Below are 26181 nucleotides of genomic sequence, written 5' to 3'. Positions count from 1 at the left end.
AGTAATTAGTGAACAAGTAAACTGCAATCATTGAAACAAACAACGGAGCATTCCTCATGAAATTAGCAGTTATTGGCACAACAGGTTGGATTGGCAGCCACATTACATCAGAAGCACTCGCACGTGGTCATCAAGTCAATGCATTAGTAAGAGACGCAAGTAAAGTAACTCAAGAAAACATCACTGTAACTGAATTTGATTTAACAAAAGACGATATCGCAATTGCAGCTGCAGGTAGTGATGTTGTTATTGCTGCAATTGGTGGTCGTGCTTTAGGTAACCATGACATTGTTGCAAACACAGCAAAGCAATTACTAAACGCGCTTGCAGGTACTGGCACACGCATTTTATGGGTGGGCGGTGCAGGTAGCTTAGAAGTCGCACCCGGTGTAACCCTTGTATCAAGTCCTGACTTTCCTGCTGAATACAAAGCAGAAGCAATTGCTCAAGGCGAGGCGCTTGATGTATTTAGAGCATCAACAACAGATACACTATGGACGTTTGTATCACCCGCAGCGGTTATTTACCCTGGTAATTCAGAAGGCCCATACCGTGTCGGTGGCGATAGCTTCTTTACTGATGCAAACGGCGAAAGCAAAATATCAGTTACTGATTATGCTAAAGCGATGCTTGATGAAGCGAAGTCGGCGGCACATTTAAATCAACGTATTAGTATTGCTTACTAATAGCGAGCCTTTTTTCAGGCTCATAAAATGGTATTCTTTAGCGATGTGTTTAGCTATTTATTTAATTTATGAGCCTGTTATTTTCTATTGCACTTGCAACCATTCCCGCCTTACCTGAAGCCGTCGCTAACAACGCTGTAGCGAAAGTTGTTATTGATGAACAAGCCTACTTCTTAAGTTTTATGGGCTTGAGCTCAGGCAAAGCACATACCGATGTTCACAATAAAGTGTGGGTACTCAAAGTTGGCGATAACGCATGGCAAGCGGCTAAAGCAGTGCCGAGTACATTGCCACTTACTGGTCGCTTGGCGAGTACTGCAGTGGGCGTTGGTAAACATGCCTATGTATTTGGTGGTTATACGGTGAGTGCAGAGCATCAAGAAATCTCTTCACCTGATGTATATCGCTATGATGTGCTCTCTAATTCATATACGCAACTTGCCAATATGCCCGTGCCTGTGGATGACAGTGTGGCGCTCTCATACCAGCAGCGTTATATCTATTTAGTCAGTGGTTGGCATAATGATGGGAATGTTAACCTAGTACAAGTTTATGATACGCAAACAGATACTTGGCAACAGGCTTCGCCATTTTTAGGTCAACCGGTGTTTGGCCAAGCGGCTGCGATCAGTGGTAATACTATTTTAGTGTGTGATGGTGTAAAAACACAGGCAAATGCTTATAAACGTCGTTCTTTTGCTGCAGTTGCACAGTGCTTAAAAGGCACTATTGATGCTGATAATCCTTTAAAAATAGATTGGCGTACCGTGCCACATCCAACAGGGGTTGCACATTACCGTATGGCTGCAACCAGTTTTAATGGTGACATCTATATGATGGGCGGCTCTGATAATCCATATAACTATAATGGTATGGGGTACGATGGCAAACCAGCGCTAGCGAGTGATCATGTTTGGCGCTTTGATATTGATAAAAACACGTGGCAAGTGATGCCAAAAGCCGATACTGCGAGCATGGATCACCGAGGTTTATTAGAGCACCAAGGAAGTTTGTATCGTCTTGGTGGTATGGACAATAATCAACAAGTGACGGCCGATGCACTTGGTTACAAGGTAAAGTTATCTTTATGAATATACTCTATATTACTGGGGCGGGAGTGAGTGCCGCTAGCGGTATACCGACCTTTCGTGGCGAAGATGGCTTTTGGACCATTGGTAGCAAAAATTACACGCCAATGGAAATGGCAACACGTGCTATGTACGAAACTAATCCACGAGAATTTTTAGCTTGGTATTATCATCGCTTTGCAACGTATCGCCATCACGGTCCCAATGAGGTACATCATTGGTTGAGTGATAAAAATCTCATTACGCAAAATATCGATGGTCTTGATGGCAAAGCTGGTAACACTGATTTTATTGCTATTCATGGTCGTTTAGATCAAATGACACTGTTTCACCATCAAGGTGACGATGTGATGGCTTTTAATGCGCCGTGGGAAAAGGTCAACGAAGACAACCTACACAGCTCGTTGCTTGAGGTGTTTAATATCAATAATGAAAGCCCGATGATTAACGAATCGTTTAAGCCTTACGTGTTGTTATTTGATGAATACTACACTGAACTTTATCGTATTTCACAGGCGCAACAGCGTATGCTCGATGCCGATAAAATCGTCTTTATAGGCACTTCTTTTAGCGTTAATATTACGCAAATGGCACTCGATATTGCACGCAGTCAAGGCATACCGATTGAAGTTGTTGACCCTGATCCTACTCACGTATTTCATCCGAATGTGACATACCACAAGATGACTGCGCTTGAGTATGTTCAGCAGCAAGGGTAAAAATAAGGCGCTTTTATTAAGCACCTTATTTAATTATTACTACTGTTCAGCTTTTGTTGCTGTGATGTTTAACCGCGCTTGTAAGGGATCTGGTAAAAATTCTGCAGTCCCCGACTTATTCATTTGCAGTATAAAAGATTCATCATTTTTATATGCTTGCCATGTCGGTAAGCCTGGGCCATTTGGTGTGCCTAATTTAATAAAATTAGTGACATAACGGTGCATTATTTTAGCAGCTTGCTTATCTTGCTCAGTGGCCACATGCCCATATTTAGCTGCCACAGTGTTAAAAAAGTACGGAATTTCGCTGGCGTGCTCTGCACCGGGTTTATCTAAAGTTTGCGCTACATAACCAAAACGATATAGAAAGGCATCATTACCCATATCTGTCACACGTTTTGCAACGAACCTTGCTGGCTCTTGCATTAAAGCATCTTGACCAACTTGATAATTGAGTAACGGTAACGGAGTGTCGCCATTTGCATCGTAAGTCATTTTGGCTTGTGTGCTGTGAGGGGCAAAGCTTGCGAATAGTGCTTCTTTTGAAGCAAAATTTGCAAAGCCTAAGTCCATATCTGTTGTGCCAACCATTGTTGCAACATGGCTAAATGTACCTTTGTTCAAGCGCGCTTCAGTCGTGGCATTGATAATGGTGCCATCAATAATTGGCCCGCCAACGTAAGTTGAATCATCATTGATTTGTCGGTTCAATGTGCTCAAGTTTAGATTATCAATCACTTCTTCAGCAGATAATTCCCTTAGCGCTGCAAGGGCATTTTCATCACTGCCTAAAATGGTGTGTTGCTTGGCAAAGTTTTTGCCAATTTTTTCAGCGCTTAAGACTGTGTCCTCGTCACTATTAAGTGGCAATTGCTTAAATAGCTCTCGCCCGCCAGCTGACATAATAACCGCTTGTTGGAATAAGCCATTTGCAGCAGGAGTTTGCATCATGGCATGAACCGATGCACCACCTGCAGATTCACCCATGAGTGTCACTTTTGAAGCATCACCACCAAATTGAGCTATATTTTGTTTCACCCACTCAAGTGCCGCAATTTGATCCATTAATGCGTAGTTACCTAATGCGTCATTCTCAAAACGAGTAAGTGCAGGGTGTGCAAAAAAGCCAAATCGGCCTAGTCGATAATTAAAGCTAACAAATATAACCCCTTGTTTAGCAAAGTTCTCACCTGAGTAAACCGCGGGCGATGCACCCCCATTTACAAAGCCACCACCGTGGATCCATACTACAACAGGGTATTGAGTATCACTGTGCTTAGTCGGTGTAAATACATTTAAATAAAGGCAGTCTTCCGAGGGCGTTGTTGTAAGCGGCGCAGCATCTGCTGCAAATGGCTTTTGCATACAGTCAGGCGCGTAATCGTTAAGTACTTTAACACCTTGCCATTTTGGCACTGGCTGTGGTGCTCGCCAGCGTAAGTCTCCCACAGGAGCTGCAGCATACGGAATACCTTTATAAGTAATAAAACGCCCTTGCTGTTGTCCTTGGATGAGCCCACCAGTCACAGCAATATGATCAGATTGAGGCTGTTCTTGGCAGCCTTGCAAAAATACGGCAGAGCCTAATAGTAAAGATGAGTAAAAAATCGATTTTAGAATACGCGATGTCATAACAAAGCCTAGGCTATTTGGATAAGGCTTATAATATTAACATTTTCAGATAGTAACAACGAAAAAACCAGCATAGCTACAAGGGGAGGCTATGCTGGTTTTAGTATTTGGCTAAACCACGCGATGCGTTGTTCATTAAAAAGGCCAAACAGACCTTTTATCACTTGGGCAGAAGTGAGCCAAATTAGATTAACCTTAGAAGCGTGTACGAATACCTAGTGTAATACGGCGCTCAAAGATATTTTGAGTGATCACATTATCTGACCACTGTGCGTAAATATCTTCTTTTTCCTCGGTTAAATTACTGACAGATGTATAGATACTGGTATCTTCAGCTAACTCATAGCCAGCATATAAGTCGTAATACAAGGTACTTTTAGTCCAAAATGGCATCACACCATCACCCATTACTGAGCTTAAGCTATCTAAGCGGTCGCTACGATAATTTGCTGCTAAACGAAGTTGTAATGGGCCTTTTTCATACCACAGTACAGCATTTGCTGATTTTTCTGAGTTGTCTTGGATTGGTAAGCTTTTGCCATACACATCAACGTTAGCGCTATCACTTGGTGCGTAAGTAAAGTTAAGTGATGTACCTAAACCATCAAATGGCTCTGGTAAGAAATCAAATGCTTGTTGATACGTTAATTCGAAGCCTTTAATTTCACCACCTTCACCATTGATTTCGGTAGTAACAGGTACTTCACGACGAATTACACCGTCAATATCAGGTAAGCCCATCATTACGGTGCCATTTTCAACAAAAGACTCAATATCCATTAAGAACGCAGAGATACTTAATAAACCACTTTCATTGAAATACCATTCGGCTGATAAGTTATAGTTTGTAGCGCGCCAAGGCTCAAGATCTGGATTACCATTTTGACGACCTTGAACCGCAACTAGTAAATCAGGACTTACTCCAAGTTCAGCGGCAAGAACATCACCAGCGCGAGTACGTCCAACACTGATACCCCCTGCGAGTTTACCAATGTCTAACGTTGTCATTGTTTTGCCGTAACCAGCACGTAAAATGAAATCCTCAGTCAGGTTTAAGTTAAAGTTCATCGATGGTAAGAAATCAGAGTAATCACGATTTAGCCATTTTTCACCCGTTTTCTCGCTAGCAGTACACAGTGAACATGGACGCGCTGAACCTAGTTGGTTTTGTAGCATGTCGAGTTCCGTTTTAATGTATTGAGCACCAATATTAGCTGTATAGCTCATATCACCAAGCTCACCAGCAAAGTTGAATTTAAAATAAGCTGATTGAGTTTGCTCTTTTACTTGGTATGTACGAGATGGATTTGCTAAACGTTTATTACCTGGATAAATAGCATTTTGGAAAGCCATAGGATCGTCCATGACTTTTGGATCAATTAAGTAAAAGCTTTGATTAGAGCCACCGGGGCCAAAATTACTAACTTGGTTTACCCAGCCATCAGGTAAATCACTAAAGAAGTTAGTATGGCCAAGGGTTAAGTCACCACCTGCAACACTTTTTTCGCCATCACCATTGGTGTCACCTAATGAGGCACCTGAATCTTTCCACATAACGTCTGCGCTTATGTCGCCAGTTGTAAATGGTGCTACAAGAATATAAGTTTCTCGCTCAACATCGCGTTTTGATGCTCGAATACCAAAATCAACGTTAGTTAGATGCTCTGTTGAAAATTCGTAACGACCATCGATACGTGCTACATCAAGTGTCGCTTCTTCTTCAAAGTTATTTTCTGAATATGTAGATACTAGGTTGTATTGATTGATATCACTTCCAAAGCCTTCTTCAAAACCAAGGGTGATGTACTCACCTCCACGAGAAAAATCAACCGCAACAGAATCAGGACCAACACCGTTAGGATTTACAGGTGTCGCGCCTGTACCATCATTTTTCAGCAAACCATGTTGTGCGCCTGAGGTTAAATAACCGTGGGCAACATTCTCAGTATGACCTCGTTCAGCACTACCATGAATATATCGAAACTCGCCTGAAAGTGGGCCATCACCTTGATATTCAAATTGCATACTTACGTTAGTTGATTCGCGATCATTCGTTAAGCTCTCTGAATAAGCACTTACCCGACGAGCCAAGAATGTTGCATCATTTACTGTATATATTTGACCACCTTGGTCATTATCTAAGCGAGGAATGAAGCTATCTGAATACGCCCAAATATCGCCACGAGCATTGTCGATCATCATGCCTTGTTTTCTATCAGCATCATCCATGTTGGTATAAAAAATATCACCGGTAAATGTCACTGCGTCTGAAATTCGATATTGAACTGTGGTGTTTAAGCCTAAACGTTCTCTCTCCGTTTCACGGTGCATCACACCATAAAATCGTTGGCTGTAGAAACTGTCATTTAGATCACCGTCACCGTTAAAATCGCGAGTAGTCTCATCTTTAACTTCGCTTGATGTCAAAATTGTACCGTTTCGGTAGTTAGCAAGCGTGCCTTCATCGTAAGCAGCAGTAAAAATAATCCCAAAGTCATCGTTGTTATAACCCGCAAAAGCAACCACTTTTGGATCAGTTTCTTCTGATAGGCTGCCACGAGTGGCCTCTCCAGTGAATGAGAAGGTAGTACCTTGCTCTAAATCGAATGGTCTGCGTGTTTTTAGATCTAGAGTGCCAGAGATACCGCCTGCTAGCGTATCTGCTTGAGGTGATTTAAGTACATCAATACCCGAGAGTAGCGCTGCCGGTACGTCGGTAAAGTCAGGTTGTAACGTGGTAATTGAACCTGCACTTAAAAACTGTTCGCCATTTAACAGCGTTGTCACTTGCGGCATACCGCGAACATTGATGGTTGAACCTTCCCCCGCCGAGCGACGAATTTGAATACCTGGAATACGTTGTAAAGTATCTGCGATCGTTACATCGGGTAATTTACCAATGTCTTCAGCGGTGATTGAATCCATTACACCAGTACTAAAGCGTTTGTTATTTATATCTTGCTTGTTACTGGCTGCAATACCTCGGACTTCAATGGTTTCGATTTCTTCATTTGTTAAAGAGTTTTGATCTGCAGCAATCGCATTGAAGCTGGTATAACCGCAAATAACAGCAGCAACGGCATTAGCCGTGATACTGCGACTCAGTTTATGTTGGCGACGGGTTTGAGATTTCATTTTTAACGTTCCTCATCCTGTTTATTTTAGGGTAATTATTATTTTCTGTTAATTTGTAACACGTATTGACTGTGTGCGTGTTATTAATTAACATTAGATTTAACAAAATTGCAATAACAATTACATTAAAAGCGTTATATTTTTTGTTTGATTTTTAAACTATCGCCATTAACTGATTGATTTATAAACAGGCTTTTGAAATGGAAAAATTTAGTGTCGCAAACCTAGAAACAGTAAATCGAGCTAATAAAGGGCTTGGTAATTACCAAAAACTATCTTCATCAGGTTGGAATGTCGCTAAGCAAGATGTCAGTTTGCCTTGTTTATGCCTGTATGAATCACGCTTAATAAATAATATTCAGTGGATGGCTGACTATACAAAAAAAAGCCATGTTCTTTTTGCACCGCATGGTAAAACAACGATGACTCCTGCAATTTTTAAAAAGCAATTAGCTGCAGGGGCTTACGCGATAACGGTCGCAACAGTTGCCCAATCACATGCCGCTGTAAAGAGTGGTGCAAAACGAGTGCTAATGGCAAATCAATTAGTTGGCCGTGCTAATTGCCAGCAATTAGATGAGTTGCTTGCTGCTAACGACATAACCTTTTATTGCTTGGTTGATAACCTAGATAATATACGCATGCTTGGCGAGTACTTTGCTAACACTAAGCATACGATTCATGTGTTGATCGAGCTTGGTGTGCCGGGAGGGCGCTGTGGCGTTGTTGATAGTAAAGAGCTGACATTATTGGTTGCTGAAATAGCTAACTATCAATCGCTTGCATTGGCTGGCATCGAAGTTTATGAGGGAGTGCTATCGCAAACTGAAGCGGTAAGTCAGTTCCTCGAATATGCCGTCGCAACGTGTAAGCAATTAATTGCTGATAACGCATTTGACACACAACAAGTGATGATTACAGCGGGGGGGTCAGCTTACTACGACTTAGTGTGTGAGGCATTTCATCCCGAAGAACTGACTCAAAACATGGTCGCTGTGCTTCGTCCGGGCTGTTATGTCACTCATGATCAAGGTATTTACGAACAAGCACAGCAGCAAATTTTAGCGCGAAATGAATTGGCATGCTCTTTAGAAACTGAGCTTACCTCATGCTTAGAAATTTGGGCGTATGTGCAATCAATACCTGAACCGGGTCGAGTGATTATCGGTTTTGGTAAGCGAGATGCTGCATTTGATGCGGGATTTCCAATTCCTTCACTACTGGTTGATCAAAACGGGCAAGTAAGTAAAGCAGATCCCACTTGGAAGATAGAGAAAATGATGGATCAGCACGCAATGATGAAAGTACCACTCGATTGTACACTTCGAGTTGGCGATATTGTCGCATTTGCTACTTCACATCCGTGCTTAACATTTGATAAGTGGCGCTACATCAATGTGATTGATGATAGCTACAACGTAGTTGATGTGGTCGAAACTTATTTTTAGGAGATAGACGATTGGATATAGTTTCAAGAATAAAAGAGCGCTTAGGGCATTTGCGCCAATCAGAACAAGCCGTCGCTCAATTGATTTTGGCGGATCTGCAGTTTGCAGCTTCTGCAAGTATTAGTGATTTAGCAGATAAAGCGAATGTTAGTCATGCGTCAATTACCCGCTTAGCAAAAGCGCTAGGTTGTAGCAATGTACGTGATATGAAGTTACAACTTGCGCAATCTTTAGCAGTAGGTGAGCGATTTATAAATGAAAGTTCTACGCAGCGAGAAGATATCCCCGCTATTTACAAAGCAATTCACGATATTTTAGATATCAACGCAGGACTAATTAAACAAGCCGATGTAGAGCAAGCTGCCCTATATATTGCCAATAGCCGCCATAGCTTAATTTTTGGTGTTGGTGGGGGGAGTTCCGTAGTTGCACAGGAATGCCATAATCGTCTGTTTCGATTAGATATTTTAAGTAATGCCTACAGTGACCCTGTGATGATGCGCATGACGGCGGCAAGTGTTGATGTGAGCGACGTTGTTGTGATGCTATCTCTGACGGGTTGTGCTCGTGACTTGATTGATACTGCGCGTATTGCAAAAGAGTATGGCGCTAAGGTTATCGCAATCTGTCCGCAAAGTGAGTTAGCAGATTTAGCCTCGATTCATTTACCAATCAAAACTAACGAATCTGATTACATTTTTACGCCAAGCACCGCGCGATATGCGATGTTAGCTGCAGTTGATGTGTTAGCCAGTGAAGTCGCAATTTTGACGCAAAAGAAATCTCGCGAAAAATTACGCCGCATAAAGCATGAGCTTGATCAATATCGCCAAGGACCGGACCGTGCACCGATAGGAGATTAGCAATGCAGTACACCGTCTCACAACCTGTTGATACATTAATTCAAGGCGCTAAAGTATTTGATGGCCTTGGCAACGAAGCGCTTACTTGTGATGTAGCTATTAGCGGTGATCGTATTGTTGCCATTGGCAAATTAACGTCATTGTCAGCAAAAGAAGTCATTGATGCTAAAGGCCTATGCCTTGCTCCTGGGTTTATTGATGTTCACACGCACGATGACCTTGAAGTACTGCGCAATCCAAATATGGCTGCAAAAATCAGTCAAGGTGTCACAACCGTAATCACAGGGAATTGTGGGATCAGTGCAGCCCCTGCAATTGTTAAAGGATGCGCTCCTGATCCGATGAACCTACTCGGTGCAGCCAGTGAGTTTAAGTTTGCCAACATGGCTGATTACATAGCAGCAATTCAAAGCGCTCCTTCGAATGTCAATGTAGCCGCTTTGGTTGGTCACACAACGCTTCGTAATAATGTGATGGATGATTTATTGCGCACGGCGACTGAAAGCGAAGTTACTCAAATGTGTCGGCAGCTTGAAAGTGCATTGAATGCTGGCGCGCTAGGATTAAGTACCGGCCTTGCCTATAAAAATGCGAATTTTGCCACAACTGATGAAGTTCAAGCGTTTGGACCTGTGCTAAAAGCACATAATGCGCTGTACACAACACATTTGCGCACCGAATTTGATGCTGTGCTTGACGCTATGGATGAAGCATTTGCGATGGAAAAGCTGTTTGATATTAAGGTGATCATTTCTCACCTCAAGTGCGCTGGTAAAAATAACTGGGGACGCGCGCCTGAGTTAATCGAACGATTTTCAGTTCAGGGAGCGCATTCTCGTTGTAGTTGTGATGCTTATCCTTATGCCGCTAGTTCAAGTACATTAGATTTAAAACAAGTGACAAGTGACTTTGAAATTTTTATCACGTGGTCGCAACCACATCCAGAAATGGCCGAGCGCTCACTACAAGAGATTGCTGATGATTGGCAGTTGTCATTAATTGATACCGCTAAAAAGCTGCAACCAGCCGGCGCTGTGTATCATGGTCTGAATGAAAAAGACGTAGCAATGATACTCGCTTTTGATAAAACCATGATTGGTTCAGATGGTCTCCCTTGTGACCCTCATCCGCATCCCCGTTTGTGGGGGTCTTTTCCACGTGTGTTAGGCAAATACGCTCGCGAAGACGGTATTTTTTCACTTGCGAAAGCGATCCATAAAATGACTGGGTTAAGCGCGAGTAATTATGGTTTAACCGATCGTGGTGAAATTGGCTTAGGTAAGTTTGCTGATCTGGTTCTTTTTGACAGCGATGCCATTTGCGATAACGCCACATTTATTAATTCCGAATTGCCGGCTTCAGGCGTCCATCGTGTATGGACCAACGGGCAGGCAACACTTCTTAATGACCAAGTTGTGCCAGCACACTCGGGCAAATTTTTAACATCAGTTGGAGAATAACATGATCAGACGTATTGGTATTGAAGGTGGTACAGGCACCGGTGGACAGCATTTACCTTTTGCTCGAGCGATAGAAGCAGGTGGTTGGTTAATGGTTTCGGGGCAAACACCAATGAAAGATGGTGAAGTTGTTGAAGGTGGCATTATTGAGCAGTCGCGTTTAGCGATTCAAAACTGCATCGATATTATGGATGAAGCGGGTTATGGTCTTGAACATGTGGCGCATGTAAAAGTGATTTTGACCGACTCACGCTATTTTCAGTCGTTTAATAAGGTATTTAAAGAATTTTTTGGCGAACATCCGCCGGCACGTATTTGCGCAGTCGCAGATCTGGTTGTTGACTGTAAAGTCGAAGTTGATGTGACTTGTTATAAAGCACCTTAAAAAACATTAAAGCGTTCAGCAGCAAAGGCTGTTGAACGTCAAAAGCACGAAACGAAATTATAACTATAAGCACCAAGCCAAACAGCAAGTAATCATAATAATGAGGCTTAGGTGAAGCAGGATGTCGTATGAAGTGGCAATTATTAATGGCCTTTTTAGGTTATCTGATTTTTATGATCTGGTTTGGCTGGTGGGTTAGTCGTAACAGTAAAACGGGTGATGATTTTCTTCTAGGCGGACGAAACCTTCCTTTCTTTTTAACCTTAGGTACTACTGTTGCAACTATGGTTGGAACTGGCTCATCCATGGGAGCCGTAGGTTTTGCCTACAGCAATGGTTGGGCTGGCATGATATATGGGCTCGGAGGTGCGTGCGGGATTTTATTGCTGGCTAAACTTTTTGCGCCGGTCAGAAAATACGAATTTATGACAATGAGCGAAGAAGTATCGTTTTATGTCGGTGCCAATCCGCTTGTTAAAAATACTATCGCTATTTTTATTTTTGTAGCCAGTATCGGTTGGCTTGGCGCACATATATTGGGTGGTGGTATGTATTTGGCTTGGTTAACAGGTCTGTCGCCGCTCAGTGCTAAATTATTTATTGCACTTGGTTTTAGTATTTATGTTGTTATTGGTGGTTATGTAGCCGTTGTATGGACAGATTCTATTCAAGCACTTGTGTTGTTTATAGGATTTTTCTTGATGGCGGGTGTCGCGTTGTATCAGGCAGATGGTTTAGTCGCAATAAACGAAGCACAACCTTTATTAAATCAAAGCTTTTTATCGTTAGATAAAATAGGTGTAGTGCATGGGGTTTCGTTATTTTTTGCAGTGTTGATTGGTGTTTTAGTCGCGCCTTCATTTCGTCAACGTATTTATTCTGGCAAGCATGTGAAAAGTATCCGGCAGTCGTTTTATTTATCAGGCGGCTTATATCTGCTTTTTGCAATCGTGCCAGCGATTATTGGTATGGCGGCATACAAACTAAACCCATCACTTGAAAACAGTGCATTTTCTTTCCCTTACATGGCCTTTGAGCTGCTTCCGTTTGGCTTAGCTGCGCTGGTTATTATTGCTGGACTTTCAGCTACTATTTCTAGTGCTAGCTCAGATGCTATTGCGGCTGTTAGTGTGCTTATACGTGATATTTATATACTGGTATTTAAACGGATGCCGCATGCAAGTGAAGTCATAATGCTTTCGCGAATTGGCCTGGTGCTAACTATTGGTATCGCGTTGTTATTGGCATTACTTACCAATGATGTGATTGGTTATATCACCAATATGATTGCCACTTTGATGTCGGGATTATGTGTATGTGTTCTACTCGGACATTTTTGGCCGCGCTTTAATTGGCAAGGAGCAATGACAGCCTTGTTTGTGTCATTTATTGTATCAATGGCGGTCATTTTAATACCGAGTTGGCAAGCTTATTGGAGTAATCCAATTATTCCAGCGACAACTGCATCAATGCTTCTATCGGTATTTGTAACGCTCATTACTCCAAAACAAATATGTGATAGTGAACAAGCATTAGCAATTTTAAATGCACAAAGAGAGGCGATGCATCATGATTAAAATCGCATTTTTTGGTGAAGCTATGCAGGAATTAAATGACGAGCACGTACTTCGTTTTGGTGGTGATGTTTATAACACTGCAGTGTACTTTAAACGCTTAGCACCACAGGCAGACGCGCAATTTGTTAGTGCTATCGGTATTGATGAAATAAGCCAAGCTGCCCAGACGCTTTGGCGACAGCAAGGGTTATCACTTTCGTTTGTGCAAACGTCAACGGATAAAACATTAGGACGTTATGGAATTACAACTGACAGTCATGGTGAGCGAAAATTTTGTTATGCACGAAGTGACAGCGCTGCCAAACAATTTTTTCAGTTAGATACACAACATAACTTTATAGAATCGTTAAGAACTACACACTTTAGTCATTGTTATTTATCGGCAATTAGTCTCGCTATTTTAGATACAGCTAATCGGCAGTTACTACTCGACGTATTAGATGACTTTAAGCGTGCAGGTGGCAAAGTGATTTTTGACAGCAACTACCGCTCGGTTCTTTGGCAATCTGAGCAAGCGACTCCGTTTTATTTAACCGCTTACAAGCTTGCCGATTATTTATTTGTGACTGACGATGATCATCATGGCGTTTTTGGTCAATGTAATGAGAAAGAATTAGTCAGCTTTTATCAACAATTTACCAATAAGCTGGTGATTATTAAGCAAGGTGTAGCTGATACTTTAGTGCTCAATAACAAGGAAATACAACGCTTTACTGTACAAAAGGCTGAGCATGTGGTGGATACCACTTCCGCTGGTGATGCCTTTAGTGCGGGTTTTTTAGCTACATATTTATACTCGCATAATACACAACAGGCTATAAGTACCGCACAACAAGTAGCGCTTCAGGTTATTGCTCAAAAAGGAGCGATAGTGCCAACAACAATCCAAATAGCGAATGAGGGTTAAGCAATGACTTATTTTTTACGTTTATTGATGTGTGCTTTATGCGTGACAGGCACTGCCGTCGCTAAACCGCCATTGTTGATGCCTATGCCTGTAAGTGTGACGAATCTTGATGGCCAGCTGCAACTGACATCGAGCCATCTATCAGTTTACCTTGATGAAAAGTACAGAAACTCAAGTAAGTTACTATTTGAAAATACGGCGTTTTTACAAAATTTTTCATCAGTTACTTGGCAAGATAAGCGCAGTGCTCAGTTAAAAATTGAGGTGGCTGCTTGGCTGGGTGATATCCCTCGATTAGATGTTGATGAAAGTTATCAACTGATTATTAGCACTAAGGCCATAACACTTAAAAGCCAAACACAATTTGGCATGTTGCGCGGTTTTGCAACGCTTAATCAATTGCTATTTTCAGCAAAGACACCTTATCAACTTAATGCAATGACAATCAACGATGCACCCACTTATCCATGGCGTGGATTGTTATTTGATAGCGTGAGGCATTTTTTACCTATTAGTGATGTAAAACGGACATTGCGAGGGCTAGCATCAGCAAAAATGAACGTATTTCATTGGCATTTAACCGATGATCAAGGCTGGCGTGTTGCCCTTAAAAGCTACCCGAAATTACACCAAGTTGCATCCGATGGGCTTTTTTATACCGCAGAAGAAATCAAAGATGTCGTGGCATATGCAGCAAATTTAGGAATTCGAGTTGTGCCTGAATTTGATGTGCCAGGCCATGCCAGTAGTATCGTGCTTGCTTACCCAGAGCTTGGCAGCGGAACAAAACTTGATGAGATAGAGCGTCGCTGGGGTGTATTCAGGCCTTTATTAGATCCAAGTAATCCTAAGGTTTATCGTTTTGTTGAAGAAGTTGTTAAAGAATTGACAGAGTTATTTCCTGATCATTATTTACATATTGGTGGTGATGAAATAGATGATAGAGATTGGCAAGAAAATACTCAAATACAATCATTTATTGCTAAGCATAAGCTTTCGGATACGCATGGCTTGCATGCTTATTTTAATCAGCGAGTTGCGGATATATTAGCAAAATATAATCGTAAGATGATAGGCTGGGATGAAGTGTTACACCCTAACTTACCCGAGCAAACCTTAGTGCAATCTTGGCGCGGCCATCATTCCCTCGCGGCTATACAGGAAGCTGGGTTCGATGGGTTATTATCGAGTGGCTTTTATATTGATCAACCACAATGGACCAGTTATCACTATCGCAACCACCCAGATCCAATTAAACCTAAAAGGGTAACTGCTAAAGAGGTAATTAACCACTCAGTTTTTACTTTGAAACGATTAAAAGGAAGTCCAGTCAAAGGAAAAGTGACGGTATTTAGAGATACTCAATCCTTGTTAGCAGCATTGGTATACATAGAAGGAAAAGGGCATTTTATTACTGACCAAGTTGCGCAATCAGAGCACGGTTTTGAGTTATTGATAGACACTTGGATGGGGCCTACAAAGCTTTTTGTAGGAAACATTGAAAGTAATCAAACTGCATTTGTGGGTAACACTCCATACAAGATGAAAAGCAAGTCAGAAAATAAACCAAGCTTAACGGCACTTAATATTTCACTTCACGATGAACAAGGTAAAGATAAAAGTGGCAGGGTGTTGGGCGGTGAAGCAACTATCTGGGCCGAACTTATAACGACAGAGAGCTTAGATACTCGCTTATGGCCTCGTTTATATGCGATTGCAGAGCGATTTTGGTCGCCAAAAACGCAAGTAAATGAGCGAGATATGTATCGTCGTTTAGCAGTAATGGATGAGTTTGCATTGCAGCATGGAGGTCGGCATAAGCAGCAATTTAGTGCTCGATTGAAGGCATTGTTAGGCGACAATGTAACACAAGAGAAAGTTGCTAATTTACTAAAATTTAGCGAGTTTTTAGAGCCTGCACATTATTACACCTTGCATCATTTAGCTTATTTGCGAGATGAATACCATCATGGGGCTCCCCTTGATAAGTTAGTTGATGTGCTGCCAGTTGAAAGCTTAATGCTGCGAGAGTTTGATTATAAAGTGGCTGACTACAAGCAGTCTTGTTCTAAAGCTCTTGATAGCTCATTGCAATTACAAGTTGATGAATGGCATAAGTTTATTAAGCATAACAAGGTCTTAATTGAAGGAATTAAAGAGTGGCGAAAACCCTACCTGCAAATTAAACACGCGCTGCAGTCAAATGAGTCACAGTTCATTGTTAATAATAATGGCACGATTGCTCAGTTAGTGGCTTCATTAAATCAATATAAAAAAGTGTCTTCACTTTGTAAAAACAGTGGATAATGAGCAATTAAAAGGAGTGTTAGTTTCGGAATTTATTCTGGCCTAATGCTCTATTTGTAGGGCTAAAAGGTACTTTTTTATGTGAATCTATCACTTACTGAGATAAACTTTATTAAAGTACCTTCACAATTGGTTTTTCAATGTGGTTTAGTAACAATAAAGATCAACTCATTCATGAGTTGCAGCATGATGTTGATAAAGGTCAGCAGTATTTAGCTGGGATCAGAGAAAATATTGCTTATATCGAATTTACACCCGATGGAACTGTTCTTGAAGCCAATGATTTGTTTTGTAAAACAATGAAAGTGCAAGCAGGCGATATTATTGGTCAGCATCATAGTAAGTTTTGTGCGCCTGAATATAGTAGCTCAAAAGAATACCAAACCTTTTGGCAAGATATTGCTAGAGGCCAAGCAAAGTCAGGGGTTTTCTCTCGCATTAATGGTGCCGGCGAAGATATTTGGCTGCGTGCAACTTATTTTCCCGTTAGGGGTGATGATGGCCAGGTACGCTGTGCGATTAAGTTTGCTTCAGAAATTACCAGAGAAGTTGAAAAGCTTGATGAAATGTCGGCAATTTATGATGCCGTTAATAAAAGTACCGCGATGATCCGTTTTACTCCTGATGGTCATATTATTTCTGCAAATGATAATTTTCTTAATGTTGTGGGTTACAGTCTCGCTGAAATCCAAGGTCAGCATCATAAATTGTTTTGTTATGATGACTTTTATCAAAACAACCCCAACTTTTGGCAAGAGCTTGCGAACGGGCGCATTTTTTCTGGGCAATTTTCTCGTAAAAAACGTGATGGCAGCCCGCTTTATTTAGAGGCAACCTACAACCCTATTTTTAATAAACAGGGTAAAGTGACGCAGATTATTAAGTTTGCATCTGATGTCACCGCCAGAGTTAACAGCACCGAAGAAGTTAAACATGCAGCAGAAAATGCTGGCTGCACTTCGAAGGAAACCTCGCAAGTCGTGACGAATGGTCAACAGCGAATTTTGAGCAGTGTTGAGTCATCAAAAAAAGTGAGCGAGCAGGTTCATCAAACTCGTGAATTGTCAGATGTATTAGCGCAGCAGTCATCACAAATAGGTGAAATTGTAACGACTATTAATAGCATCGCAGAGCAAACAAACTTACTAGCCTTAAATGCAGCGATTGAAGCCGCTCGAGCAGGGGAGCATGGTCGTGGTTTTGCGGTGGTCGCCGATGAGGTTAGAAATTTATCGCAACGTACTTCTGCGTCAACCAGTGAAATATCAGGTCTTATTGGGAAGACTCAAGAAATTGCAGCAAAAATGACAGCCCTTATCGAAGAAATAGAAGCGTTGTCTGGTGAGTCTCAACAAAATGTTGAAGAAGTCAGCATGATAATGGGAGACATTAAATCAGGTGCAGATAAAGTGGTGGATAAAATATCCGAAGTGATTACTCGCTACGATAAACTTTAAAACAAAAAGCCCGCATTGCGGGCTTTTTAGTGGGGTATTGATACTAATCTGCAATAATACATAATTATTTTGAGGGATTAAACCTGTCGCTATCTGCGTTAAAAATTCCTGATTTAGAACAACTAAATAACGAAATTTTTGCATTGTTACCAACAAGCTTTTATTGCCTCAAAATAGACCACTTAATTAAGTGAATTGGTATTAAAGCCAATATTATTCAGAAACTGTGAAAGACACGTTTAAGTCTTCACCCGATGTTACTGTAATTGGTTTAACTTGATAAAGCGTAAATGCTTCGTCTTGAGTTTCTACGTCATCGATATGCGCTGCACAGGTGTAGGCAAGTTGGTAATCACCTGGTTGAATGAACGCAAGTTCAAATTCGTATTGGTTATCTTCGCTATCGAAAATAACATCAGCAGTTGCAAGTGGTGCATCTAGTGGTGTTTCATCTTCGTTAACTTCATAGTTATCCATTGGCATTTCAACATCGCTGCTGTATAGGTAAACAGCATGACTGAATGAGCCATCTTCTAATGCGATATCGATATTATCTGTTTCACAGTTAGCGATGAGTACGTCGCTAACAGTACCTTCGATATCTTCAGACTCGGCAAGGTTTTCTAAACGAACACCGCGTGGTTTTAAGAAGATCTCATCACTATTTTGTGGATCAACCAATGACTTTTTAAGGTCAAACTCAATAACAAAGTCGTTACCAGCTTGGTTAAGGGTAAAACCATCAAGTTGGATTTCACCTACACCATCGTTGCCTTTACGCTTAACAACCAGTGGTGCAATGCTGTCATCTTCGTAAACAACATGCGAAGTCATGGTTAAATCGTTTGTGTCACCATTGATCACATCTGCACGGATCCATTGATATTCGCCAGCAGGAACTTCTTCATCTTCTAGTAAAGAAAATACATCATCACCTGTGTAGTCTAACAAGTTAACCATTTCAGGCATGGTTTCATCATCATCTTCACGGGTCTCAAAAGTGAACTCTTCACCACCTTGGGTTTTCAATGTGATTGAATCAAATACAACATTAACAGCTTTTAAACCTGTCACAGGTGCGTCAGACACACCTAACGTGAATTGTGCAGTTTGCGGCTGAGGGTCAACCGAGTCGTTCTTGTCGTTATCTGAGCCACAACCAACCAGTGCAAATAGAACGGCGCTGCTAAGTAATGTAGTTTTAAAGTTCATCATTTCTTCCCTATATGTTCTAAAAATTTACTAATAGTGTAATAACTAAAACTTAATGTAACTTGAACTACTAAAAGTAAGTTTCGGGTAACACCTTTGTACCTTTTTTGTAATGAGATGAAAGTTTTTAAAGGTTTAATTTCAAATAAGAGTGTTTTTGAGGTAAATCCATTTTTCATCCACATTTTGCTGACACCATAACGAAAAATAAAAACCTAGGAACAAAAATGAAAGTTATTGACTTAGAGAAGCGCTTTGAGCTTAGAACTTGGGTCTTGTTAAGTGTATTTAATATGCTCTTATTGGTAGGTTATATGCATAGTAAGTCGGAGTTAGGCAATTTATTTTTTAGTTTTTTACTGTGCAGTGTTTCGTTGTTATTGGCGCTACTTGTAGTGAACTCAAAACGCAATTTAACAGTGTGTCGCCATGGCGTGTATTACCGTAATTTATTTGGACAATGCCGTCATATGCATGCAAGACAAGTGCAGTTTATTCATCATTACTCACTTTTTGGTCTGCGTTTAGTTCTTATTATGAGTGAGAAATATGCCTGCTTTGCGCCATTTTATAGTCTCAGTCATAAGCAGCAACAACGCCTTAAGCGCTACGATAATGATTTATTCGATTGGTTAAAGAACTTACAAAAGACCAATGATTTTTGTTAAGCAGGAATTTCTACCTGCTTAACAATTACGCTAAAATGTTAGGTTTTATAACGACTTACATTTTGTTCTAATTGCGTTGCCGTGTCTGACAGCTCATGCATGTATGATGTGGCTACATCGGTATCATTGGCGGTTTTGTTAGCAATATCAACAATGGTCGTCATGTTTTGATTAATCGCTTCAGACACTGATGTTTGCTCTTCAGCGGCTGTGGCAATTTGTGCATTTTGTGATGTTATGGTGTTAACCGAAAGCAGTACTTCATTAAGCGCTTTTTCGACTTCGCCCGCCTCATTAACACTGGTTGCACTGCCTGATTTAATTGACTGCATAATGCTATTTACAGTTGTTGTTCCTTGCTGTACTTGCTCAATCATTGCCTCTATTTCGTGAGTACTGTCTTGCGTGCGTTTTGCAAGCGTACGCACTTCATCAGCCACCACTGCAAAACCACGGCCCGCTTCGCCAGCACGTGCCGATTCAATTGCCGCGTTTAGTGCCAATAGATTCGTTTGCTCGGCAATGTTTCTGATCACATCAAGCACACTACCAATTTGACTCGATTGTTGATTAAGCTGATCGACCGCATTAGCTCCTTCATCAACTTGTTTGGCAAGGCCGTTAATAACTTTTATAGCGATAAGTAACTGGTTGTTAGCTTGTTTGACTAAATGATCGGCATGTTCAGCAGCGGTTGAGGCCTCTTGGGCGCTGCGTGCTACTTCCATTGACGCCGCTGACATTTCGTTTATTGCCGTTGCAACTTGTTCACTTTCTTCATGTTGACGATTAATACCTGCGTGCATATTGGCAAGTAGCTCATTGAGCTTATGTGACGCTTGATTCATCGATTGCGATGATTGGCGTATATCAATAACCATTTTTCCGACGTCATCGGCAAAGCGGTTAAACGAGCTGCCAAGTTTGCCGAGTTCATCGTCTCGTTTCACCATTAAACGCTGGGTTAAATCGCCATCACCTTGTGATATATCGTTCATTGCTAGTACGGTTGTGTGAAGAGGGCTAGTAATACTGCGCGATACCACCACAGCAATCGCTGCGGTAATTGCAACTGCAAATACTGAAGCGATAATAGTATTAATAAAGGCATTATCGATACCTTCATTAACTCGTTGCTCTGTTACTGCAACTTGTTGCTCAAGGCCGCTGATCCAAAAACCTGTTCCTAGTACCCAATTCCATTTTGGTACCAAAGCGGCATAACCGAGCTTAGGATTTACACTGCCATTGGTATTTTTCCAAGAATACTGCACATAGCCACCGCCTTTCTTCGCCGCATCAATGAGCTCTCGTATCAGATAAACCCCATTAGGATCTTTAAAATCATAAAGGTTTTTACCCTCAAGAGAGGCGTTAACGCCATGGGCAATGTTGATACCTTTAACATCATAAACAAACACATAGCCGGTATCGCCAGCATCATCAAAACGCAAATTACGTAAGATACTTTTTGCTTGGTTTTGCAGCTGTTCAGTATTAGAGCCATCATCTTGCGCGATCAGGTGAGCAATCGAGCTCATGGCAATTTTTTGATAGTTACTGACTTCGGCCTTTCGGTCGTTTTCCATTTGTGTGGCAAAACTTTCAACGGTTTGTGCACCACTGTGTTTTGACTGCACATAGTTGTAGAGTGTCAGCATAATTGCAATGAGTAGGGGGGGAAGTAGGGCTAGAAAGAGTACCCGTTGCTGTATTGATAGCGCCATTTATCGCTCCTAATAAAAATCCGCAGTACTAGTTTAGTACGTTTAAAGATTTTTATTAGTCGACTTTATGGTTATATCAATTGGCTATAAAAAGCAGATCTAGGCGACTTGCTTATAAAAATACACCGTTGCGTCAAATTCACCGGAGGAACTTTTCGCAAAACCAGGAATAGTGCCAGCTTCAATATAATCGAGTTTGCGATACAAATATGAGGCAGTATCACCTTGGCGGGTATCAAGTACCAGTAATTGAATACCTAATGTACGGGCGTCGGTCTCTAGACTATTCATCAATTGTTTTGCTATTCCTTTGCCTTGATATTCGCTGTGTACCATGAGCTTTTCTACCTCGCCGCGGTGAGCGCCATTGGCCTTGGCGCACAAAGAAAGCTGCACTGAGCCAATCACCGTATCACCATCAAGGGCAAGATAAAGCCTACGGTAAGGAGTTGCTAAATCTCCATCGACCCCTTGCCAGTAGTCATGTGCTGACTGTAATGATAAAGGGGCAATAAAGCCGATTGATGCGCCACTGGCAACGCTATCAATCAGTAAAGTATTGAGTGATTTAGACACCCCTTTAATAGAGTGTACTGCTTTAAGTTTCATTATTTATTCTTGTTGAAATGGATACACAGAGCCTAAATTAAGTAAGCTGGTTAACTCATCAAGTGCCTGATAGCTTTCGGTTAAAAGCAGTGGGTCGGCAAAGTCGTCACTACTTAAAGAGTCACGGTAATGCTTATTCGCCCAACTCACTAGTTGAGTATATTTTTCTTCGCTGAAGCGCACACCCGGATTGATCGCTGCCAGTTCGTCAGTATTGAGTGCAACACGTAAGCGTAAACAAGCAGGGCCACCACCATTTTGCATGCTTTGGCGCAAGTCAAAAAAGCGTACTTGTTGAACTGGGTTATCTGCCAAAATCATTTCTTGAATGTAATCGTGAACGGCTTGATTGCGCTGACACTCTTTAGGAGCAACCAGCATCATGCTGTCATCATTTAAGGTAATTAATTGGCTATTAAATAAATAGCTGCTTACGGCATCTTTAATGTTCACTTTATTGGTTGGTACTTCAATAATATGCAGTGGCTTGTTGCCAAGGTAGGCTTGTTTAATTTGTTTTAAAGTATCAGCTTGATGCAAAAACGCTTGTTCGTGGCATAAAAGTACATTGCCATTGGCCACAGCAATTACATCGTTGTGGAAGACACCTTGATCTATTACATCAGGATTTTGTTGAATAAATAACTGATTTTCTGGCTTTAGCTGATGTAAACGGGCAATTGCTTGCGATGCTTCTAGAGATTGTCTTGCAGGAAATTTAACGGGTTTTGGTAGGGCGCTATTAAAACTACTTGCACCATAAACAAAGATCTCAAGCCCTGCATCTGCATGGCTGTCGCATAATCGATTATGATTTGCGGCACCTTCATCACCAAAAAAGCCTTGATCAGGTAAGTGTGTATGATGGCTAAAGTAACGCTCATCGTTAAACATGGCTTTTAGTAATGCCGTTGTTGTGACAGGTTCTAACGAGCGGTGAAATTTGTTATTTAAGTTAGCAGCCGTAAAGTGCACTTTGCCATCAAGAGTATCGACTGAAGGCGAAATAGTGCCAGCATTGGCTGTCCACATTGCCGATGCACTGTAACAAGCTCGCAGTAAAACAGGGTCGGCTTTAAATGCTTTTTCAATAATTTGGCTATCGCTGCCTGTAAAGCCTAAACGCCTTAGCACATTAATGTCAGGGCGAGCATGAGGTGCAAAAATACCTTGTTCTAGGCCTAATTCGTGCATTGCCTTCATTTTTTCAAGGCCTTGTAACACAGCCTCTTTGGGGTTGGAATGCGAAGAGGCGTGACTTAGTGAAGCGACATTGCCATACGATAATCCCGCGTAATTGTGAGTAGGCCCCACTAAGCCATCAAAGTTTACTTCTACTGCGTGCATACTTAATCCATCATTATTGTGCGTGTATTTTAACCATACAGAAGTTATTTAGCTGAAGCTAGCTAACTCCATTTCTACATTACGTAGACTTTGTTGAAGGCGCTTCTGAGTGGCAATTAAATACGCTTTTTGTTTGTTCTGTTTAACTTGTTGCTGTCGTGCAGCTTTATATAACACACGCTTGGGAATGTCGTACTGCTCAGACGCTTCGGTGATTGTAAGTTGATGAACCGAAATTTTTTTAAGCGCTTCAATAAATGCGGGGTCATTATTTAACATAGCGACGCTCCAAATCAGCAACATTATGCGGATCGTTTGCTTCATGCATATGCCATGTGCTGATGTCTAATCGCCAAAGTAGATAAAGAGTGTGAAAGAAGTTAGTCACGTTAGTCTCCTTGTTAGTGCCTGTTCATACTCACTATAGGAAGATCTGTGCCAAACCTTTATTAAATTTAAAAGCATTAAAAATCAATTGGTTAATATTTTTTGGCTGGGGAGTCCCTAAAATCAGGCACTAAAATAGTGAAAGGTAATTGCTGTAATGCACTTTAATGATGCGTGTTTTTATTAAAGGGCGAGGAAAAACGCGATGTGAAATCGCTGCTACAAGCTGGCACCTCGCTTCTCGTAACTTTACTCTCGTAACTTGAATCTTAATCTTTTGTTTCGCGCGCCAAGCAAGCGTGACGCCTACAGTCAGCAGCGGCTTTATGCCGCGACATGGGTGAAGTAGGAGAGATACGAGAATAAAACGCGATGTAAAATCGCTGCTACATGCTCGCATCTCGCTTCTCGAAACTTTACTCTCTCTAACTTTCCCCTCGCAACTCGTATCTTTCCCCTCGTAACTCATACCTCGTTACTCAAACCCTTCCAATACCAGCTTTCCGCGAGCCTTATGAGACTCTAAAATCCTATGGGCTTTAATAAGGTTTGCTACGTTTATCTTACCTAAATGTTCACCCAATGTTGTTTTGATTGTGCCGTTATCAACTAAGGTGGCTAGCTCTGAAAGAAGCTGATGCTGGGCAATCATATCATCGGTTTGGAACATTGAGCGGGTATACATAAACTCCCAATGCAACGAAATACTTTTACGCTTTAACTTTAAAATATCAAAGCTTGCAGGGTCGTCGATCAGTGCCAATTTACCTTGTGGCTTGATCACTTCCATAATGCTATCAAGGTGTTGGTCGGTGTGCGTTAAGCTAATTACGTAATCAAATTCACTAAGTTCAGCTTCAAGGCGTTGCTGGTTAAGGTTTTTGCTATGATCAAGCACATGATCAACACCTAAATCTTTAAGCCAGTTGGCGCTTTCTTCTCGTGCGGCGGTACCAACAACTGTTAAATTGGTAAGCTGTTTGGCAAGTTGCACTAAAATTGAGCCTACACCACCTGCGGCACCGATCACTAATACAGAGGCTGGTTTATTGTTCTTAGATTTTTCAATCTGTAAGCGATCAAACAATAACTCCCATGCCGTGATACTGGTTAATGGCAGGGCGGCTGCTTCACTATTGCTGAGGCTTCTTGGTGCAAGACCGACAATGCGCTCATCAACAAGTTGCAGCTCAGCATTACTGCCTTGGCGCGTTAAGTCGCCAGCATAAAACACACGGTCACCCACATTAAATAACGATACTTTGTCGCCAATAGCTTTAATCGTACCCACAGCGTCCCAGCCAATAACCTTATAGCCACTCTCGGGTGACACATTAGCGCGAATTTTAGTATCAACTGGGTTTACTGAAATTGCTTCTACGGTTACAAGAATATCGTGACCTGTGGCAACTGGATCAGGTAATTCAATCGCTTGTAGTGATGAGTCAGATAACGTTGGGGTTGCTGTGGTGTATCCAAATGCTTTCATGATGGTGTCCATATTGATGAGTTTTGAACACTATAGCGCATAGAATTATATTAAAAAGAGTTGTAATCCAAATTCACTTTCAAATAATTTTTGTTAATTAAGGTCACCATTTACTAAATCGAGTAACTCAATCAGTTGCAACGCTTGTTGATCGTTAATGCTTGGGAAGCGACAACGAATTTTCGACGGTATCTCAGCGGCTTGATCTTGCATCGCTTTGCCTTTGGCTTCGAGCTGAACGAGTCGTTTGCGTTTATCTTGGCTATCTTTGATGATCGATAATAATGCTTTGTCGCTCATTTTTTTTAAAATTTGCGTCATCGCACCGCCATCAATGGCGGTTTTTTCAAGTAGTTCAGCAATGCTGATCTGATCTTTTTCCCACAGCGCCATCATCACTACGTATTGCGGGTAGGTTAAATCTAATTGATTGAGAGAATCTCGATACGCACGGGCAATCCCATTCGATGCCATATATAAGCGATGGCATAGCTGGTTATCTAATTTTAGTTGTGGGTATTTCATGCTCGATCCTCAAAATTTAATAAGAGTATTTTAATTTGCATGCAAAATATTTGCAATCCCGAAAAAGCTGATCTAATATATTTTGCATGCAAAATATATTTCCACTTAATTAGGAGAGTAACCATGAAAGAACTACAAAGCGTCGCATACACAGCAAAAGCAACAGCTACGGGTGGTCGTGAAGGTACAGCAAAATCAGATGATGGCCGTTTAGATGTGGCACTATCAACACCTAAAGGGTTAGGTGGTGATGATGGTCAAGGTACAAACCCTGAGCAATTATTTGCAGCAGGTTATGCGGCGTGTTTTATCGGCGCATTAAAACTAGTTGCTGGCCAAGCAAAAATTAAATTACCAGCAGATACTCACATAAACTCAGAAGTATCAATTGGTCCTATCGAAGGCGGTTTTGGTATTGCCGTTAAGCTTGCGGTATCAGTGGGTGATCTTGATAAAGACACAGCCCTTGCTCTAGTTAATAAAGCACACGAAGTATGCCCATACTCAAACGCAACGCGCGGTAACATTGCTGTAGAACTATCAGTGATCTAAT

General features: G+C 41.4%; 22 protein-coding genes. 13 read left to right on the top strand and 9 right to left on the bottom strand.

Annotation, left to right across the window (positions count from 1 at the left end):
* Positions 1-56: 56 nt before the first annotated feature.
* The 3 genes from EVU92_RS19610 to EVU92_RS19600 all read left to right on the top strand — a co-directional run bounded on the left by EVU92_RS19610 (position 57) and on the right by EVU92_RS19600 (position 2493).
* Positions 57-686 (top strand): NAD(P)-dependent oxidoreductase, encoded by a 630-nt coding sequence (locus tag EVU92_RS19610; RefSeq protein ID WP_130052832.1) that lies wholly within the window; start codon positions 57-59, stop codon positions 684-686.
* Positions 687-754: 68 nt separating this feature from the next.
* Positions 755-1777, top strand: a complete 1023-nt coding sequence (locus EVU92_RS19605) for a kelch repeat-containing protein (RefSeq protein ID WP_130052831.1) — start codon at positions 755-757, stop codon at positions 1775-1777.
* The gene (locus tag EVU92_RS19600; protein WP_130052830.1) at positions 1774-2493 is read left to right on the top strand and encodes a Sir2 family NAD-dependent protein deacetylase; all 720 of its coding nucleotides are present in this window, start codon (positions 1774-1776) and stop codon (positions 2491-2493) included. Before EVU92_RS19605 ends, EVU92_RS19600 begins: the two co-directional genes overlap by 4 nt.
* Before the next feature lie 39 nt (positions 2494-2532).
* On the opposite strand, the gene EVU92_RS19595 is transcribed toward EVU92_RS19600, so the two are convergent.
* Positions 2533-4125, bottom strand: a complete 1593-nt coding sequence (locus tag EVU92_RS19595; RefSeq protein WP_130052829.1) for a carboxylesterase family protein — start codon at positions 4123-4125, stop codon at positions 2533-2535.
* 195 nt (positions 4126-4320) lie between these two features.
* Positions 4321-7260, bottom strand: a complete 2940-nt coding sequence (locus EVU92_RS19590; protein ID WP_130052828.1) for a TonB-dependent receptor — start codon at positions 7258-7260, stop codon at positions 4321-4323.
* A 200-nt stretch (positions 7261-7460) separates the two neighbouring features.
* On the opposite strand from EVU92_RS19590, the gene EVU92_RS19585 reads away from it, so the two are divergent.
* The 8 genes from EVU92_RS19585 to EVU92_RS21860 all read left to right on the top strand — a co-directional run bounded on the left by EVU92_RS19585 (position 7461) and on the right by EVU92_RS21860 (position 17664).
* Entirely contained in the window at positions 7461-8708 is a 1248-nt protein-coding gene (locus EVU92_RS19585) for an amino acid deaminase (protein ID WP_130052827.1), read from the top strand.
* An 11-nt stretch (positions 8709-8719) separates the two neighbouring features.
* Positions 8720-9571, top strand: coding sequence for a MurR/RpiR family transcriptional regulator (locus EVU92_RS19580; RefSeq protein WP_130052826.1), 852 nt, complete (start codon positions 8720-8722; stop codon positions 9569-9571).
* A 2-nt stretch (positions 9572-9573) separates the two neighbouring features.
* On the top strand, positions 9574-11031 hold the full coding sequence (locus EVU92_RS19575) for a D-aminoacylase (RefSeq protein WP_130052825.1): 1458 nt from the start codon (positions 9574-9576) through the stop codon (positions 11029-11031).
* 1 nt (position 11032) lies between these two features.
* A complete protein-coding gene (locus EVU92_RS19570) occupies positions 11033-11416 on the top strand; it encodes a RidA family protein (protein WP_130052824.1) in 384 nt (127 codons plus the stop codon).
* Positions 11417-11544: 128 nt separating this feature from the next.
* Positions 11545-12993 carry a sodium:solute symporter family protein gene (locus EVU92_RS19565; RefSeq protein WP_130052823.1) on the top strand — a complete coding sequence of 483 codons (1449 nt, stop codon included), beginning with the start codon at positions 11545-11547 and terminating at the stop codon, positions 12991-12993.
* Entirely contained in the window at positions 12986-13900 is a 915-nt protein-coding gene (locus EVU92_RS19560; protein WP_168990044.1) for a sugar kinase, read from the top strand. Before EVU92_RS19565 ends, EVU92_RS19560 begins: the two co-directional genes overlap by 8 nt.
* 3 nt (positions 13901-13903) lie before the next feature.
* On the top strand, positions 13904-16207 hold the full coding sequence (locus tag EVU92_RS19555; protein WP_130052821.1) for a family 20 glycosylhydrolase: 2304 nt from the start codon (positions 13904-13906) through the stop codon (positions 16205-16207).
* Between the two features lie 140 nt (positions 16208-16347).
* Positions 16348-17664 (top strand): PAS domain-containing methyl-accepting chemotaxis protein, encoded by a 1317-nt coding sequence (locus EVU92_RS21860; RefSeq protein ID WP_130052820.1) that lies wholly within the window; start codon positions 16348-16350, stop codon positions 17662-17664.
* A gap of 213 nt (positions 17665-17877) precedes the next feature.
* On the opposite strand, the gene EVU92_RS19545 is transcribed toward EVU92_RS21860, so the two are convergent.
* Positions 17878-18876, bottom strand: a complete 999-nt coding sequence (locus EVU92_RS19545) for a DUF4382 domain-containing protein (protein WP_130053033.1) — start codon at positions 18874-18876, stop codon at positions 17878-17880.
* A 227-nt stretch (positions 18877-19103) separates the two neighbouring features.
* Between EVU92_RS19545 and EVU92_RS19540 the strand changes: the two genes are divergently transcribed.
* Positions 19104-19544, top strand: coding sequence for a hypothetical protein (locus EVU92_RS19540; protein ID WP_130052819.1), 441 nt, complete (start codon positions 19104-19106; stop codon positions 19542-19544).
* Between the two features lie 38 nt (positions 19545-19582).
* Here the strand turns inward: EVU92_RS19540 and EVU92_RS19535 are convergent, their stop codons facing one another.
* The 6 genes from EVU92_RS19535 to EVU92_RS19510 all read right to left on the bottom strand — a co-directional run bounded on the left by EVU92_RS19535 (position 19583) and on the right by EVU92_RS19510 (position 25628).
* Complete coding sequence (locus tag EVU92_RS19535; RefSeq protein WP_130052818.1) at positions 19583-21271, bottom strand: methyl-accepting chemotaxis protein; 1689 nt, start codon at positions 21269-21271, stop codon at positions 19583-19585.
* 99 nt (positions 21272-21370) lie between these two features.
* The gene (locus tag EVU92_RS19530) at positions 21371-21880 is read right to left on the bottom strand and encodes a GNAT family N-acetyltransferase (RefSeq protein ID WP_130052817.1); all 510 of its coding nucleotides are present in this window, start codon (positions 21878-21880) and stop codon (positions 21371-21373) included.
* 3 nt (positions 21881-21883) lie between these two features.
* On the bottom strand, positions 21884-23227 hold the full coding sequence (gene astB / locus EVU92_RS19525; RefSeq protein ID WP_130052816.1) for an N-succinylarginine dihydrolase: 1344 nt from the start codon (positions 23225-23227) through the stop codon (positions 21884-21886).
* A gap of 48 nt (positions 23228-23275) precedes the next feature.
* A complete protein-coding gene (locus EVU92_RS19520) occupies positions 23276-23506 on the bottom strand; it encodes a helix-turn-helix domain-containing protein (protein ID WP_054562555.1) in 231 nt (76 codons plus the stop codon).
* Between the two features lie 583 nt (positions 23507-24089).
* Entirely contained in the window at positions 24090-25103 is a 1014-nt protein-coding gene (locus EVU92_RS19515) for a zinc-binding alcohol dehydrogenase family protein (protein WP_130052815.1), read from the bottom strand.
* A gap of 93 nt (positions 25104-25196) precedes the next feature.
* Entirely contained in the window at positions 25197-25628 is a 432-nt protein-coding gene (locus tag EVU92_RS19510; RefSeq protein WP_130052814.1) for a MarR family transcriptional regulator, read from the bottom strand.
* A 123-nt stretch (positions 25629-25751) separates the two neighbouring features.
* On the opposite strand from EVU92_RS19510, the gene EVU92_RS19505 reads away from it, so the two are divergent.
* Complete coding sequence (locus EVU92_RS19505; RefSeq protein WP_054553604.1) at positions 25752-26180, top strand: organic hydroperoxide resistance protein; 429 nt, start codon at positions 25752-25754, stop codon at positions 26178-26180.
* The last annotated feature ends 1 nt before the right edge of the window (position 26181 follow it).

Origin of the sequence: Pseudoalteromonas sp. MEBiC 03485, from assembly GCF_004195145.1 — a bacterium.
GTDB lineage: Bacteria > Pseudomonadota > Gammaproteobacteria > Enterobacterales > Alteromonadaceae > Pseudoalteromonas > Pseudoalteromonas apostichopi.
Note: the sequence above shows the minus strand (reverse complement) of the source record. Positions and strands in the feature narration are given on the sequence as shown.